Below are 15977 nucleotides of genomic sequence, written 5' to 3'. Positions count from 1 at the left end.
GGGACAATGGGTGCCGGAGTGGGGCGAGACGGGGAGGTCCGGTGTCGAAGGGGTCCACGAGGTCGGCGACCGGGCCGGACCGGCCGACGGTGGAGTCGCACCGCACCGGCGCGGAAAACGGCCGGCTGCGGGCCGACTGCGGGCGGTGCTTCGGGCTCTGCTGTGTGGCCCCGGCGTTCGCCGCGTCGGCCGACTTCGCGGTCGACAAGCCCGCCGGGCAGCCCTGCCGGAACCTGCGGTCCGACTTCGCCTGCGACATCCACGCCGACCTGCGGGATCGCGGCTTCCCGGGCTGTACGGTCTTCGACTGTCACGGGGCGGGCCAGCGCGTCGCGCAGGAGACCTTCGGCGGCCGGGACTGGCGGGCCGCCCCGGAGAACGCGCCGCTGATGTTCGACGTGTTCGCGGTGATGCGTCCGCTGCACGAGTTGCTCTGGTACCTGACCGAGGCGTTGGCCCTGCGTCCACCCGCCGCGCTGCGCGAGGAACTGGCCGAAGCGCTCGCCGAGACCGACCGGCTGGCCGGGGGCAGCCCGCAGGACCTGCTGGCCCTCGACGTCGAGGCACACCGGTCAACGGTCAACCGGCTGTTGTCGCGTACCGGCGACCTGGCCCGGGCCCGGGGCGGCCCGCCGGGCTCGGACCGGCGCGGCGCCGTGCTGGTCGGCCGGGACCTGCGCCGGGTCGACCTGCGGGGGGCGAACCTGCGCGGCGCGGTGCTGATCGGCGCCGACCTGCGCGGGGTGGACCTGACCCGCGCCGACCTGACCGGCGCGGACCTGCGCGGGGCCGCCGTGGGCGGGGCCGACCTGACCGGCGCGCTGTTCCTGCACCAGGCGCAGGTCGACGCCGCGCGCGGTGACCGGCGGACCCGGCTGCCGGATCGGATGACCCGGCCGCCGCACTGGTCCGCGATGCCGCTGCCCCCTCGTCCGGCGGGCCGCCGGACGTCCCGGCGCTAGCGGCGGGTCGAGGCGACCGCCGCCCGCGCCTCGGTCATCCCCTGGTTGGCCAGCGCGTCGGCCCGTTCGTTCTCCGGGTGCCCGTTGTGGCCCTTGACCCACAGCCAGGTGACCTGGTGTCGGGCACAGGCCGCCTCCAGCCGCTGCCACAGGTCGGCGTTCTTCACCGGCTGCTTCGCCGCCGTCCGCCAGCCGTTGCGCTTCCACGACGCCAACCAACTGGTGATGCCGTTGCGGACGTACGTGCTGTCGGTGTGCAGCTCGACGGTGACCGGACGGGTCAGGCTCTCCAGGGCCTCGATGGCGGCGGTCAGCTCCATCCGGTTGTTGGTGGTCGGCGTCGCCTCACCACCGCACAGCTCCCGTTCGTGGGAGCCGTAGCGCAGCAGGACGCCCCAGCCGCCCGGGCCGGGATTGCCGCTGCACGCGCCGTCGGTCCAGATCCGCACGACCCGACCGGCCGCCTCGTCCACCATGGGGCAAACCTACCGAAGGCTCCCCGGCGGCCGGACGCGGCACCCCGACCGGCTCACGGTTGCCCCCTGTGCAAGGAAGGGTCCCTTCCTATACACCAGGCGTTAGTAGGGGACCCTTCCTTGCACAGCGGAGAGTCAGCGCGGCGGGGCGTCCGCGTCCGGCGGGGCGACCACGGCGGGCGGCACGCTCCAGGGCGGACGGCGGCCCGGCGCGATCCGGTCGCGGAGCCGTCCGGCCGCATCGGCCACGCCGGCGATCACCATCGGCAGCATCCGGGTGGAGCGCATCACCGCCAGGTCCTCGGCACGGGTGGTGCCGCCGTCGAGGAACCGCAGCACCCGCGGCGCCGGGTTGCGGTCGAACAACCGACCGAAGAACTCCGGACCACCGACCAGGTCCCGGTCCAGGGCCCGCAGCGCCACCGCGTCCATCCAGCGGTGCCGAGGCGGGTACGCGGGCACCGGCACCGGATCGCGCCCGGCCGCCACCTCCCGGGCCACCTGCTCGGCCTGGCGGTGCATCGCGGTGAAGGTGAATCCGGTAGACGGTCGGGTGGCACCGCCGGCCGTGCCGAGCCGGACCACCCGAGGCGAGGGACGGGCCACGAACGGCCCGTCGGTCATCGGGATGACACCATTCTCCACCTCGGTCACCGTGAGCCGGGCCGGGTCGAGCCCGAGCAGGTCCCGATAGCCGTGAAGCGCCGCGTCGTACCCCGGTGAGGTGAGCAGGTCGGGTCCGAACTCGGTGTACTCGACGAGCGCGTATCGGCTGTCGACCGGCAACACGTAGCCGAACGAGACGCCCCGGGCCGGCTGCGGGGTGCGGAAGTCCATCAACACGGCCCGTTCCGGGTCGAACACCGGCCGGTCCGCCGCCAGCCACCAGCCACGGAAGTGCTGCAACCAGTTCGTCCGCCCGGGGCGTCGCGGTGGCCGGGGCCGGGAGTCCAGCACCCAGGCGGCGCGCAGCGGGCCGTCGCCGGTACGCACCACCACCCGGTCACCGTCGTCGTGCAGCGCCTCGGCGTCGGCGACGATCCGTCGTACCCCGAGACGCCGTTCCGCCTCGGCGGCGCGGTCGTAGATCGGGCCCGAGCGCAGCATCGCGTACCGCAGCGGGGCCAGGTCCAGGGTGCGGTGCGTGCCGGGCGTGACCACCTCGACCTGCGTCCAGCTCGCGGTGAGCAGTTCGTCCAGGTCGTTGCCAGGCTCGTCCCAGAACGCCCAGGTGCGGTCCTGGCCACGCCGGCGCACCGGGTCGACGACCGCGATCCGCAGGTCGCGTACGCCGTGCCGGGCCAGCGCGGCCAGCACGAGCGAGGCGGCACCACCCCCGCCGACCAGGGCGAGGTCGACGTCGACCGGCACGGAACTCATCCGGTCACGCTGCCACACCGGCCGTGCCCGTGGTGGTGTCGGGCCCGAAGCGGGTCGACGCGACGGCCGGTAGGGTCACCGGACCGGCGCGTCACCGTGCCGCGTGCCGTCACCGGAGGACGTCATGAGTACCCGCGCCGCGAACGCGCTCACCGCCCGCTGGGCCGCCACCCTGGACAACAAGGCCACCGTGCTCTCCGGCGCGGGCGTGCATCCGCTGCTGGCGGTGCTCGCCCGGTACGCGGACGGGCCGGCCCGGGCCGAACTGTCGGCCGTGGTCGGCGACCCGACGGGCGTGGACCTGACCGACTCCCCGAGCACCCGGATGGCGCTCGGCTTCTGGACGCGGCGTGGCCTGCCCCTGTCCGACCGGTGGCGTACCGAGGTGCCGGCCGCCCTGCGCGGCGAGCTGACCGGGGACGAGACCGTCGACCAGGCGGCGCTGGACGCGTGGGCCGCCGCGCAGACCGACGGTCGGATCAGCGCCATGCCGGTACGCGCCACCACCGGCACGGCGATGGTCCTCGCCAGCGCGCTGTCGGTGCTCACCACCTGGCAGAACGCCTTCCACAGCACGTCGTGCCGGCCCACCGAGGGCCCGTGGGCGGGACGGCACCTCGCCGGTCTGCGTCGACGCAGCCGCGACCTGAGCACCCTACGGGTGACCGACGCCACCGCCGGGCCGGTGAGCCTGCTGACGGTCGAGGGCACCGATGACGTCGACGTCGTCCTCGCCCTGGGCCCGGCCGGACGCGGTCCCGCCGAGGTGCTGCCCGCCGCGATCGACGCACTGGACGGCCACGCGCCGGCCCTGCCGCTCACTGCGGGGCCCGGGGTGAGCGAGCAGATCGTGGACGCCTCGGACGCCACACCGGAGTTGACGGTCTCCACCGTCGCGTTCACCGTCGACGCCTCCCACGACCTGCTGCGGCAGTCCGCCCTGTTCGGGCTGACGACGGCGACCGACCCCGGTGGGGACCACTTCCCCGGCATCACCGCGCGACTGTTCATCACCCAGGCCGTCCAGAACACCACCGCCACGTTCAACACCACCGGCTTCTCCGCCGCCGTGGTGACGGCGTTCGCGATGCGGGTCGGTGCGATGCCCCGGCCGGCCACCGTACGCAAGCGGCTGGTCAGCCTGACCATCGACCGGCCGTTCGGCTTCGTCGCCGTACACCGACCGACGGGCCTCGTCCTCGTCACCGGCTGGATCACCCACCCCGACCTCATGTAAGGAGGGGTCCCCTGCTATCGCCTGGTGTAGAGGAAGGGACCCTTCCTAACATCCCACCGCGCAGCATGCCGCGTGCGGTGCGTGCGGTGCGGTGCGGTGCGTGGAGACGCCGCTGGCCGGCACCCCGGGTACGGGTGCCGGCCAGCGGCGTTCTTGCTCCCCCAATGGTGCGAGGAAAGTCTCGGGTCAGCTGTTCCAGTGCTCGGCGACCAGGTCAGCGGCCTGCTGCTCCCACTGCGCATAGTGGTCCGGGAACGCCGACACCTGCACCGTCTGCGCCGCCACCGTCAACGGCATGTCCTCCCAACCGTCGACCTGCTTCAAACCCTTCAGGAACGCCAGCGTCGAGTACTCCGGGTCGGTGATCTGCTCCACCGTGCCCCACCCACTCGACGGACGCTGCTGGAACAGACCCTGCGAGTCGTGATCGTTACGGTCACCCAGATGACCCAGATTCTCCAACTTCGACTCCTGGAAGGCGGTACCGATCGCGACCACCGCGGCACGCTCATCCATGCCGGCCTTCTTCGTCGCCGCGATGATCGCCTTCACGTTGCCGGTCTGCTCGTCCGAGAGGTCGATGCGGGACTGGGCGCCCTGCACACCATGCGGCATCAACTTCCCGGTGTCCGGCTTGTCCGCCTGAACGGCGGCGACCGGGGAGGTGGTGACGGAAATCGCCTCAGCCTGCATCATCGGACCGGCGAACACACCACCAGCAAACGCCAGACCAGCAACACCCAGAACACTCTTACGCAACAGCTTCGAGTTCATCACAAGCTCCATTCGGGGGTAGACGCCACCCAGGGGAGACAAGGGCGACGCGAACGCCGTCAGGCGCTAAGAAGACAAAGAGGGGGAATCCGACGCACCGCTCTCTCATGGGGGTCGAGACCGGCTCACGGCGTCGGGTCGATGCACAACCACCTGCCGGCCCGGGTCATTCCCGGGGGCACATCCGCAAGCCCTCACGGCGTCGGGACCAGGTATAACCACTGACCGGGCCGAGTCATTCCGACACCCGCCCGGCCACCCGCCGGGGCGGGGACCCTGCTCGGCCAGCCACCCGATACAACACCCCCAACCCACCCCGGATTCCGCCCCGCGCCCACCGACGCACCCCGAAAACCGGACACCCGGCCCAGTCGACGCAGACGTCCGCCCGCTTCCCCTGGCCCGACAGCCCTCCCGCCCGCTGCCCACGCCCCTCCCCGTTGACCAAGAAGTTTGGCACCAGTACCGGAGGATCCACGGCTCAAACCTCTTGATCAACTCGGCCCGGCCCAGCCCAGCCCGGCCCGGGCCGGGCTGGGCTGGGCTGGGCTGGGCCGGTCGGGTGCGAGGGATGCGGCGTGGGGGACGTCGGGGGTCGGTCGCCGGGAACCGGACGGCTGCCACGATCGGCGCGAGGCTGGGACGACCTCGCCTTCCGCCCACGGGTCCCAGTGAGCGGCAGGCCGACATCGACCGGATGCCCGTGCCCGCCGGGCGCGTGGCCGGACCTTCGGCGACGCCCGAGTCGGGTGGGGCGGACACGTGACAGCAACGAGGATTTCTCATTTTCACCGGATCGAGTCTCAAGCCCACCTAGTGTTGGGCACACCGGTGCTAGTCGCGGAGTTGGCCACCCGAACGACGTCCCACGCAGTCAGCGGACGAAAAGTGAGGGAAGACGCGTATGAAGGCAACCAGAGTTCTCGTACCGGCTGCGGGCAGCATCGCCTTGGGCGCGCTGCTCCTGCCCGGAGTCGCATGGGCCGACACCACGGTGTCACCGGCGACCACCCCGGTCGGTGGGACCGTCGTGCTGACGGCGACCACCTGCAACCCGAGTACCGGCGACGCGATCTTCCGCGTCACCGGGCCCGACCGGGACCAGAACGTACGCTCCACCACCGCTGCGGCCGGCGGGGGCCTGAGCGCCGAGCTGTTCACCGCCGGCTTCACCCTCGGCACGTACACGGTGGCCGCCACCTGCGGCGACGGCACCTCCGACGGCAGCACCACGTTCACGGTCACCCCGATCGGGGGCGCTCAGGCCGGGGGTCGCACGAGCGACGACGGGCTCGGCAGCCTGGCCACCGGGGCGACGCTGATCGCCACCGCGCTCGGTGGCGGCGTCATCCTGGCCCGCCGCCGCCGGCACGCCGAGGCCGCCGCGCGTCTGTGACACGCCCGGCACACTCCACCCTTCCTGCGACGGGTGCCCGCGCCGTGCTCCACGGTGCGGGCACCCGAGGCGACACCGCACGGCAGGTACCCCGCCGGCCGTCCGACATCCGCGAACGGAGGTGACCGTGCGGGCGTACCACTGGGGACGCGTGCTGCTCGCGCTGTTCGCGGCGGCCGGTGTCGCGCTGGTCGGCGCGGGACTCGGGCGGCTGCCGTCCGGGCCGCCGCAGCCCGACGGCGCTCCGCACCGGGCGGGCACCGCGCCGAGCCTGCCGCCGCTGCCGCGCGCCGACCCCGTCGAGGTGCGGATCGAGGCCATCGGCGTACGCGCCCCGCTGGTGCCGGTCGCCGCCGACGCCTCGGGGGCGCTGGAGGTGCCGTCGCTGGACCGCCCGCAGGTCGCCGGGTGGTACCGGCCCGGTGCCAGCCCGGGTGAGATCGGCAACGCGGTCCTGGTGGGCCACGTCGACTCGCGGGACGGCCCGGCCGTCTTCTTCGAGTTGGGGCGGCTGCGCCCCGGTGACACCGTCCACATCGCCCGGGTCGACGCCACGGTGGCCCGCTTCACCGTGGACGCGGTGAAGGCGTACCCGAAGGAGCGGTTTCCCACCGACCTGGTCTACGGTCCCGGCGGCCGGGCCGGGCTGCGGCTGATCACCTGCGGCGGCCGGTTCGACCCGGCACGCGGGGAGTACGTCGACAACGTGATCGTCTTCGCCACCCGCACGGCGTGAGCCCGCACGGCGTGAGCCCGCGCTGCCGGTGGCACGCGTTCGACCATCCGGACGACGGGAAGACCCGAGCGTCCACAGCAGACCCGAGGAGCAACGATGGCCCAGGCAGCGATCAGGAAGAACACCGGAGCGGGCACGGCCGCGTCGTCGCGCACGGCAGCGAAGAGGACGAGCCCGGCGACGACGCGGTCCACCGGGACGGCGGCGGCCCGGAAGACGACCGCCACGGCGACCGGCAGCAGAGCCGCGACCAGCAAGGCAGCCGCCAGCACGACAGGGGCCCGCAAGACTACGGGCAGCAAGGCCACGGGCAGCAAGGCGGCGACCGCTAAGGCCACGAGCAGGAGGACCACCGCCGGTACGGCAGCGGCGACCTCCGCACGGACGGCACGGAAGAAGGCGGTCTCCGCCACCGCGGGCCCGACCCGGCGCCCCACCGCGAAGGCCACCGCCGCGAGGAAGGCCACCACCGCAAAGGCCACCGCCGCGAAGAAGGCGCCTGCCGCGAAGAAGACCACCGTCGCGAAGAAGGCGGCGGCGAAGAGGGCACCGGCGAGCAGAGCCGCCGGTGGGCGGGCGCCGGCCACGAAGAGCACCGCAAAGAAGGCGGCGACCAGGAAGACGTCGGCCACCCAGGCCACCGCCGCCCGGTCCCGGGCAGCGGGCGCGCCGAAGCGGAGGGCGACCACGATGGAGTCGTTCGGCAGCCGGCGCGGCGCGCGGACCCGCTGACCGGCGCCCTACCCGTCGGACAACCGGCTGAGGAAACCCCGGACCTGCTCCCGGGCCCGTTCGGTGATCTCCGGGCCGTGGGTGAAGGCGACCGCGTCGTACTCCAGCTCGCCGAGCACATGGGCGGTCTGCTGAGTCATCTCGAAGTCGGTGCAGAACGCCTTGACCGGCCACCGGATGCCCGCCACGTTGAACAGCGCGTCGCCGGTGATCAGCACCCGGGTCGGCTCGTGCAGCAGCGACACGTGTCCCGGGGAGTGGCCGGGGGTGTGCACCACGCGCAGTCCCCCGCCGGCATCGAGCAGGTCCCCGTCGGTCAACGGCTGCGCCACCTCGAAGGCCGGGAACCGGCCCGAGGCGAGGCGACCGAACAGCCGGGCGCCGCCGACGGTCGGGTCCCTCGGCGGCGGGGTACCCGACTCGGCGTACGGCATGTCGGCGGCGTGCAACGCGATCGGCGCACCGGTACGGCGAGCCACCTCGGCCGCCCCACCGACGTGGTCGGGATGGGCGTGGGTGAGCACGATCCGGGTCACGTCGGCCGGGCGCTTGCCGATCGCGGCCAGTCCGCGCACGATCCGGGCCGGTGCGCGACGTATCCCGCAGTCCACCAGGGTGACACTGCCGTCGTCGTCGACCAGGTACGAGTTGATGAAGGCCCTGCCCACGGTCGGGATACGCCAGACACCCGGGGCGATGGCCACTGCCGCTGACCGCGCCATCGGCGCACCATACCATCCACCTCCCCCGATGTCCGGGGCGCGCCACACCCCCGACGGAGCCCGACGGGTCCGGTGCCGAGAGGATGACGGGGTGGCGAAGCGAGACAGGCGGACCGAGGTGACCGGGGCGTGTCCCTGCGGGCAGGGCGTGCCGTACGCGGACTGCTGCGGGCGACTGCACCGCGGCGAGGCGGACGCGCCGACGGCCGAGGCACTGATGCGGTCCCGGTACGCGGCGTTCGCCGTCGGTGACCGGGACTATCTGATGCGGAGCTGGCACAGCCGGACGCGCCCGACGCGCCTGCACCTGGATCCTGCGCAGCGGTGGACCGGGCTGGAGGTCGTCGGCACCGACGGTGGCGGGCTGTTCGACAGCACGGGCACCGTCGCGTTCCGCGCCCACTACCGCGAGGGCCGCGATCCCGGCACGGTGACCGAACGCAGCCGCTTCGTCCGGGAGAACGGCCGCTGGGTCTACCTGGACGCCGAAGGGTCCTGACCCGGGCGCGGTGCCGGTCACGCGTCGATCCGGGCGGGCGGCACGTCGACCGGTCCGCGTCGCGTCCGGCCCGCGCGGCGCACCTGCGCCGCCGCGACCAGCAGGTATGGCACGACGGCCAGGGCGAACGCCCACGCGTTGTCGGTCGCCGTGGCGAGCAGACCGAATCCGGCGTACACCGCGATGGTGGTCAGTTCGGTGAGCGTGCCCGCCAGCGAGGTAACGGTGGCCCGGGCCGATCCGCTGATCCGGGCCTGGAGGCGGGCGTCGACCAGCACCGAGGCGAGCTGGAAGCCGGCGAACGCCGCCGCGACCAGCAGGAACCCCACCGGCCGGCGCAGCAGCACCCCCGCGGCCAGGGCCACCGCCGAGGCGGCCAGTAGCAGGGCGTACCCGCCGGTGCGCAGCCGCTGCCCGGCCGGGGCGAGCAGCCCGCCGACCATCTGCCCGAGAGTGACCACCAGCAGCAGCAACGGCACGGTGGTCAGCGCGACGCCGGTGTCCCGGGCCACCAGTGGGAGGTACTCCTCCAGCGCGCCCCAGATCGCGGTGACCACCGCCACCAGCAGCACCGCCGCGCGTACGGAGCGGTTGCCGTGCGCCTCGGCGACGCCCGACCGCAGCCCCTGCCACCAGCCGGGCTCGTGGGGTTCGGTGGTCGACTCGGCGGTGGGGCGCCGGTGTTCGGGGAAGCGCGTCGCGACGGCGGCGGCCAGCAGGCAGACCGCGACGCTGGCCGCCCCGACGGCCGGGTAGCCGCCGAGCCCGAGCACCGGCCCGGCGAGCAGGATCGACCCGAGCACACCGGCGGTGCCGGCGGTCCGGGCCCGACCGATGGTCCGGGCGTACCGGTCGGCGGCGCCGACGTGGTCGAGTTCGTCGTGGACCAGCGCCTCCAGCGCGCCGGAGGCGAGCGCACCGCCGGCGCCCCAGAGCACGAACCCGACGGCGAACGCCGGATAGGACGGCAGGAACGTCCACAGGCCGAAGCCGACGGCGCTGCACAGTGGCGCCAGGGCGAGCGCCGTTCGCCGGGAGGTCGCGTCGGCCCACGCACCGGCGGGCACCTCCAGCACCAGATTGGCCAGCGACCAGATCACGAACAGCGAGGAGATCTGCCCGACCGACAGCCCGGCGTCGGCGAACAGCAGCACGTACACCGGGTAGAGCAGGATCAGGTCGGTGAGGAAGGTGTACGCGTAGAGGGTGGCCGCCAGGCGACGGCCGGCGGTGGAGGCGGGGTTCATCGAGGCCTTCCGGAGGGGTGGGGGCGGTTACGGACACCGGTGTGCACGGCGTCCGAGGGTGGCCCCCGGCCTCGGTCAGGGCATCAATGTCGCCAGCTCATGCGGAGATGCTATGCGGTGGCACCACCCCGTGCCACCGGGTTGCCGGACGCGTCGCGGGACGGGACCGACCGGTCCCGTCCCGCGAGGTGGCGATGCCGTCGACTCAGCGACCGGACTGGCCGTCGGTCTTCGGCAGGATGATCGTCGACTCGCTGTCATCGGCCGCCGGGCGCGGCGCCGGCACGTCCGGGCCGGCCGGCGTGACCTGGGTGGCGTCCGGGTCGTCGGGCGTCGTGGCGGACTGGCGCGGGAACGCCGTCGTGGCGTCCGGGTCGTCGTGGCTCGCCGCCGACTGGCGCGGCAACGGCGTGGTGGGGTCGGAGTCGATGCGGGGCGGGGTGACGACCTGGGTCGCCTCCGGATCGTCCGGCACCGGCGCACCCGACGACGACCCGGTCGCGAAGACCGGGGTGGCGGGCGGCGCGGCGGCTTGTTCCTCTCGCTCGCGGCGGCCTGCGGAGTAGGCGCGGGCGTGTTCGGCGATGGTCCGCGACTCCGTCTCGGCGCGGGACAGCCACGACTCCCAGCGGCTCTGCATCGGGCGAATCAGCCCGCCGCCCACACCGACGACGAGGATGCCGCCGACGGTGGCGAGCACGGCGATCAGCACCGGGGTGGTGACGGCGGTGGCCACGCCGATCTGGTTCAGTGCCGCGATGATGCCGAGACCGAGGATGAACGCCGAGGCGACGGTGGCCAGCAGCCGGCCGTACGACAGTCCGCCGAGCGCACCCGAGATCAGGTCCTTGACGGCACTGGCGATGGCGGCGGCGACCACCACGATGACGATGGCGACGAAGGCCCGGGGCAGCCAGGCGATGACCCCGGCGATCAGGTCCGAGATCGGGTTCGGGCCCCAGATGCCGAACGCCAGGTAGAGGGTGAGCAGCAGGATCCCGTAGTACGCGAGCCGCGCCACGATGTCGCTGGCGTCGTACCGGGAGCGGGCCAAGGCCCGACGGATGCCGCCGCGTTCGACCGCCCGATCGAAGCCGACGCGTTCCAGCAGCCGGCCGACGAGTTTCAGCACCGCCTTGGCGATCAGCCAGCCGGCCACCAGGATCGCCACGAAGGCGACGGCCTTGGGGAGGAAGAGGAGTATCGCGCGGAGGGTGTCCCCCACCGCGTCGCCGAAGTTGTCTCGCATCCAATGGTCCTTTGCAGGGACGGTCGGTTCGTCTGGCCCGACCTACCCCCGGGCGCTGCGCGAGAAACGTCGCGGGTGTCCGGCCCTCAGCCCGGGCAGGAGTACGCGACCTCGGTGACCGCCTGCGTCGATGACGGCGCGACGATGTTCACCGTGGCCGTCTCGGTGGTGCTGCCGACCCCGCTGAACGTCCACCGCAGAGTCAGCTCCACGGTCCGCTGCCCTGGGCCGACCCGCTCGGTCAGCAGGGTGCCCGGCGCACTCCCGGACCGGAGCCACTGGTACTCGATGGTGCCCGGACGGCCGTTGGTGCGTACGGTGGCGATCACGTCGACGGTGACGTCGCACCGCTCCCCCGCCGGCCGGGGCACCGCGACGCTCACACCGCTGATCTCCAGCGGGTTCATCCGTTGCCAGATCCAGAGCCCGACCGCAGCGAGCAGCGCGAGGGTGAGCACAGTGGACAACGCCGACACCAAACGGCGCCAGAGGGACCTGCGGCGCGGCGGCGGTGCCGGCCACGCAGGCGCCGATGGCGGCGCGGCCGGCACACCGGGCCCGAAGCGCAGTTCACCGCCCGGCCCGGTGGTCGGCGCCGCCAGCGCACCGCTCCGCGCTGCCGTCGTGCGTACGGTCCCGGATCGTCCCGGGTACGCCCCGCCCGGCGTGCCGCCGGTGGCCGAGGTCGCGGCGACCGTGCCGGGCGGCTGGTAGGGCGTGCCCTGCGTGAGGTCGAGGTCGAACGTGCCCCAGGGCACCGTCCCGTCCCGCGACACGGTCGACTCCGCAGTGTCCGGCCGAGCCGCCGTCTCAGTGCGGCCGAGGTGCATCGTCGGCTCGGCGGCGTCCAGGTGCATCGTCGGCTCGGCGGCGTCCAGGTGGACTGTCGGATCGTCGGTCGGGGGTGGCGTGGTCGGGTGCGGCGGTACGGGTCGGGGCGGTAGGGCGTGGGTCGGGTCGTCGGGCTGGGTCACGGCGGGTCTCCCGGGTCGTCGAGGTACGCGCGCCCGGTCAGCCCGGCGTGCAGAAGGAGTAGAGGGTGACGTACGTCGGGTCACCGGTGGTGGTGTTGCCGGCGGCGTCGGTCGCGACCACCGTCACCGGGATCCGGGTGGTGTTCGCCGGGCGGGGCAGGTCCGCGAGTACGCCCCGGAAGCGACCGCCGCCGGCCGGGTCCATGCGTCGCTCGTACGCCTGCTTCTCGATCGTGTAGCGCACGCGGACCCGCAGGTCGTCGGCGTCCGCGCGGTCGTCCTGGACGAGCGCGGTGACGATGCTCGCGGTGGGCCCGTACGGGCAACCGGCGGGATCGAGTGTGGTCGGGCTCGCGGCGACCCGACCGACGGTGGGCGCGGTGACGTCCGGTGGCGGCGCGGAGCTGGTGCTCGGCGACGGTGACGCAGTCGCCGTGGACGGTGTGGGATCGACGGTGGGCGTCGGTGAGCCGGTCGGCGTGGCCGTGGCGGTGCCGCCGGTCGGGGCGGGGGGTGCGACGGACGTCGGGGCGGGGGTGGCCGTGGGTCCGGGCGTGGGCGTGGGGGTCGGCGTGGGGGTCGGCGTGGCCTCGGTCGGCGCGGGTGACCCGGTCAGGTCCGTCGTCGCCTCGGACGCCGCACCGGTGGGCACCGGCGGTGCGTCCATCGCCGCGTAGCCGAACCCGGCGCCACCGACCAGCATGGCCACCACCACGCCACCGCCGACCAGCGCCGCCCGGGCCCGGCCGGTCCGCCGCGACGCCGACCGGCGGCCGGCGCCCTCACCGGCCGCGGTCGTGCCGAGCGTGGTGGTGGCCACGCTGACGGTGCCGCCGCTGCCGTCCGGGAACGGGAACAGGGCGGCCAGCAGTGCGGCCCGCCGGGCCAGCTCCCGCAGTCCGCGTTCCTCCCAGTCCGCCCCGTACGCGCCGACGGCCGTCTCCTCCAGCTCGGCGAGGAAGACCCGGGCGGGCTGTGGCCGGTCGGCGGGACGCTTGGCCATGCCGTGCCGCAGCAACCCGCGCACGGGTCGCGGGGCCGGGTCGGTGGGGATCGGCGCACGTGCGTGCTGTCGGCGCAGGGTGGCCAGGTCCCGCCCGTCGTACGGGGGACGGCCGGTCAGGCATTCGAAGAAGGTCGCGGTGGCGGCGTAGATGTCGCAGGCCGGTTCTGCGGGGGCGCCGGTCCACTGCTCGGGGGCCATGTAGCGGGGTGTGCCGGTGACGCTGCCGCCGGCGTCGGCGCCGACCGGCATGGCGATGCCGAAGTCCGCCAGCTTGCTCGTGCCCTCGGCGGTGACCAGCACGTTCTCCGGCTTGTAGTCGCGGTGCACCACCCCGTGCGCGTGCGCGGCGGCCAGCCCGGCCAGTGATCCCTTGAGGACGCAGAGCGCCGACTCCGGTGTGGTGGGCCCCTGGGCGCGCAGCATCTGGCGCAGCGAGACGCCGTTCACCAACTCCATCACGATGGCCGCGCCGTCGGGTGCCTCGACGTACTCGTAGAGGCGGCAGACGTACGGGTCGTCGATGTCGGCCAGCAAGCGGGCCTCGTCGCGGAAGGCGTACCGGAACAGCTCGTCGTGGAGTTGGCCGGTCAGGTACTTGATCGCGACGGGGGTGCCGGTGGCGTCGTGCACGGCGAGGTCGACGGTGCCGGACGCCCCGGCGCCGAGCCGCCGGACCAGGGTGTATCCGGGTACCTGCCATCCGGTCATGTCGCCGCTCCCCGCGCTCCGCCCAGCGTGAGGGTGGGCACGCTGCTCATTGTGGCCGCCTGCGCCGGCGGGGCCATCCGCCCGACAGGTGCCGTCGTCGGCCGGGTGGTCGCCCGGCGGCTCGTCCGATCGACGAGGTCGCCGACGGACGGCGCGGCACACGGGGCGCGATCGGCGACGGGGTGGTGCGGCCGTCCCTGGTCCGTGGTTGAGCCGCCCCGCCAGGACGTTTGACCTGGCGCGGAGTCGGAAAGTGTGGCGGGATGAGATGGGCTCGTCACGCCGTACCCGCCGCCGTCGCCGCACTCGCCGCGCTCGCCGCACGCGATCTGCTCCAACGCGAACACGCGCTGCGCCGCAACTTCCCGGTGCTCGGCCGGGCACGTTACCTGCTGGAGTCGATCGGGCCGGAGCTGCGGCAGTACATCGTCGCCGACAACAACGAGGAACGCCCCTTCACCCGCGACCAGCGCCGCTGGGTGTACGCCTCGGCGAAGCAGGAGAACAACTACTTCGGGTTCGGCACCGACAACGACATCGAGTACACCGCCGGTTATCCGATCATCAAGCACCGCACCTTCGGCCGGACGGTCCCCCCGTCGATCCCGACCATGGGTCACGACGTCCGGCTGCCGGTCGCCAAGGTGCTCGGCGCGGCCCGGGGTCGCGCCCGCGCCTTCCGGCCCGAGTCGGTGGTGGCCATCTCCGGGATGAGCTTCGGTTCGCTGTCCGGCCGGGCGGTCGAGGCGCTGAACCGGGGCGCGGCCCTCGCCGGTTGCCTGCACAACACCGGCGAGGGCGGGGTGTCGTCCTACCACCGCAACGGCGGTGAGCTGATCCTCCAGATCGGCACCGCGTACTTCGGGTGCCGCGACGACCGGGGCCGGTTCGACCTGGCCCGGCTCAAGGACGTGGTGGCCGCCAACCCGGTCCGGGCGTTGGAGATCAAGCTCAGCCAGGGCGCCAAGCCGAGCCTCGGCGGGCTGCTGCCGGCGGCGAAGGTGTCGGCGGAGATCGCCGAGACCCGGGGCATCCCGGTCGGCCGGGACTGCGTCAGCCCGTCCCGGCACGCCGAGTTCTCCGACTGCGACAGTCTGCTCGACTGGGTGGAGCTGCTGGCCGCCGAGACCGGCCTGCCGGTCGGCATCAAGTCCGCCGTCGGCGACCTGGGCTTCTGGACCGACCTGGCCGACCTGATGCGGGACACCGACCGGGGCGTCGACTTCGTCAGCGTCGACGGCGGCGAGGGCGGCACCGGCGCCGCACCGTTGATCTTCACCGATTCGGTGTCGCTGCCGTTCCAGCAGGGCTTCGCCCGGGTCTATCCGGTCTTTGCCGAACGCGACCTGCACGAGCAGGTGGTCTTCGTCGGCGCCGGCAAACTCGGCCTGCCCGACAACGCGGTGGTCGCCTTCGCGCTCGGCTGCGACATGCTCGCCGTCGGCCGCGAGGCGATGCTCGCCATCGGCTGCATCCAGGCGCAGAAGTGCCACGACGACAGCTGCCCGACCGGGGTGGCCACCCAGAACGCCTGGCTGGCCCGGGGCCTGGACCCGACGTCGAAGGCCGAGCGCGCCGCGCACTACGTCAAGACCCTGCGGCGGGACCTGATGAAGGTGGCCGAGGCGTGCGGGGTGGAACACCCGGGTCTCATCGACGCCGACTCCGTCGAGATCCTCGGCGGCCGCACCACCTCCACCCCGCTACGCGAGGTGTACGGGTACCAGCCCGACTGGGGCCTGCCCTCGGCCGCCGACCGGAGGGCGATCGTGGACCTGATGTCCACCGAGGCGCCCCAGGGCGGCAGCGCTCCCCCGTCCCCTACCGCCCGGAGGTGAGTTCGGCGGCGTACCACCGACTGGGCGGCACGCGCCGACGG

15 protein-coding genes are annotated in these 15977 nt (G+C 73.6%); 6 read left to right on the top strand and 9 right to left on the bottom strand.

The annotated features are described in order from the left end of the window. Positions 1-89: 89 nt before the first annotated feature. Entirely contained in the window at positions 90-962 is an 873-nt protein-coding gene (locus ID554_RS28470) for a pentapeptide repeat-containing protein (protein WP_117231132.1), read from the top strand. Here the strand turns inward: ID554_RS28470 and rnhA are convergent. Both rnhA and ID554_RS28460 read right to left on the bottom strand, forming a co-directional pair. Next, a complete protein-coding gene (gene rnhA / locus ID554_RS28465; protein ID WP_117231131.1) occupies positions 959-1438 on the bottom strand; it encodes a ribonuclease HI in 480 nt (159 codons plus the stop codon). The two genes, ID554_RS28470 and rnhA, sit on opposite strands and share 4 nt — an antisense overlap. 135 nt (positions 1439-1573) lie before the next feature. Then, positions 1574-2818, bottom strand: a complete 1245-nt coding sequence (locus tag ID554_RS28460; RefSeq protein ID WP_117231137.1) for a lycopene cyclase family protein — start codon at positions 2816-2818, stop codon at positions 1574-1576. Between the two features lie 124 nt (positions 2819-2942). Here ID554_RS28460 and ID554_RS28455 point away from each other — a divergent pair, with 124 nt between their 5' ends. Then, a complete protein-coding gene (locus ID554_RS28455) occupies positions 2943-4055 on the top strand; it encodes a serpin family protein (RefSeq protein WP_147333611.1) in 1113 nt (370 codons plus the stop codon). A 186-nt stretch (positions 4056-4241) separates the two neighbouring features. Here ID554_RS28455 and ID554_RS28450 read toward each other — a convergent pair whose 3' ends face one another. Then, positions 4242-4829, bottom strand: coding sequence for a hypothetical protein (locus tag ID554_RS28450; RefSeq protein ID WP_191088651.1), 588 nt, complete (start codon positions 4827-4829; stop codon positions 4242-4244). Positions 4830-5733: 904 nt separating this feature from the next. Between ID554_RS28450 and ID554_RS28445 the strand changes: the two genes are divergently transcribed. Both ID554_RS28445 and ID554_RS28440 read left to right on the top strand, forming a co-directional pair. Continuing rightward, positions 5734-6225 (top strand): hypothetical protein, encoded by a 492-nt coding sequence (locus ID554_RS28445; RefSeq protein WP_117231104.1) that lies wholly within the window; start codon positions 5734-5736, stop codon positions 6223-6225. A 127-nt stretch (positions 6226-6352) separates the two neighbouring features. After that, positions 6353-6961, top strand: coding sequence for a class F sortase (locus ID554_RS28440; protein WP_117231117.1), 609 nt, complete (start codon positions 6353-6355; stop codon positions 6959-6961). On the opposite strand, the gene ID554_RS28435 is transcribed toward ID554_RS28440, so the two are convergent. Together ID554_RS28435 and ID554_RS28430 are read right to left on the bottom strand one after the other, a co-directional pair. After that, on the bottom strand, positions 6847-7650 hold the full coding sequence (locus ID554_RS28435; protein ID WP_147333610.1) for a hypothetical protein: 804 nt from the start codon (positions 7648-7650) through the stop codon (positions 6847-6849). The two genes, ID554_RS28440 and ID554_RS28435, sit on opposite strands and share 115 nt — an antisense overlap. A 51-nt stretch (positions 7651-7701) precedes the next feature. After that, complete coding sequence (locus tag ID554_RS28430; protein WP_117231106.1) at positions 7702-8415, bottom strand: MBL fold metallo-hydrolase; 714 nt, start codon at positions 8413-8415, stop codon at positions 7702-7704. Positions 8416-8506: 91 nt separating this feature from the next. Here ID554_RS28430 and ID554_RS28425 point away from each other — a divergent pair, with 91 nt between their 5' ends. Beyond that, positions 8507-8914, top strand: a complete 408-nt coding sequence (locus ID554_RS28425; RefSeq protein ID WP_117231107.1) for a YchJ family protein — start codon at positions 8507-8509, stop codon at positions 8912-8914. A gap of 17 nt (positions 8915-8931) precedes the next feature. Here the strand turns inward: ID554_RS28425 and ID554_RS28420 are convergent, their stop codons facing one another. The 4 genes from ID554_RS28420 to ID554_RS28405 form a co-directional block, all read right to left on the bottom strand. After that, positions 8932-10161: an MFS transporter gene (locus ID554_RS28420; protein ID WP_117231108.1), complete on the bottom strand. Its 1230-nt coding sequence runs from the start codon at positions 10159-10161 to the stop codon at positions 8932-8934. A 205-nt stretch (positions 10162-10366) separates the two neighbouring features. Further along, complete coding sequence (locus ID554_RS28415; protein WP_117231109.1) at positions 10367-11410, bottom strand: mechanosensitive ion channel family protein; 1044 nt, start codon at positions 11408-11410, stop codon at positions 10367-10369. Positions 11411-11496: 86 nt separating this feature from the next. Beyond that, positions 11497-12384, bottom strand: coding sequence for a hypothetical protein (locus ID554_RS28410; protein ID WP_117231110.1), 888 nt, complete (start codon positions 12382-12384; stop codon positions 11497-11499). Between the two features lie 37 nt (positions 12385-12421). Further along, complete coding sequence (locus tag ID554_RS28405; RefSeq protein WP_117231111.1) at positions 12422-14098, bottom strand: serine/threonine-protein kinase; 1677 nt, start codon at positions 14096-14098, stop codon at positions 12422-12424. Positions 14099-14361: 263 nt separating this feature from the next. On the opposite strand from ID554_RS28405, the gene ID554_RS28400 reads away from it, so the two are divergent. Then, entirely contained in the window at positions 14362-15936 is a 1575-nt protein-coding gene (locus ID554_RS28400; RefSeq protein ID WP_117231112.1) for an FMN-binding glutamate synthase family protein, read from the top strand. The last annotated feature ends 41 nt before the right edge of the window (positions 15937-15977 follow it).

This window comes from Micromonospora craniellae (genome assembly GCF_014764405.1).
In the GTDB taxonomy this organism is placed as follows: Bacteria; Actinomycetota; Actinomycetes; order Mycobacteriales; family Micromonosporaceae; genus Micromonospora; species Micromonospora craniellae.
This window is presented reverse-complemented; position numbering and strand designations above follow the sequence as displayed.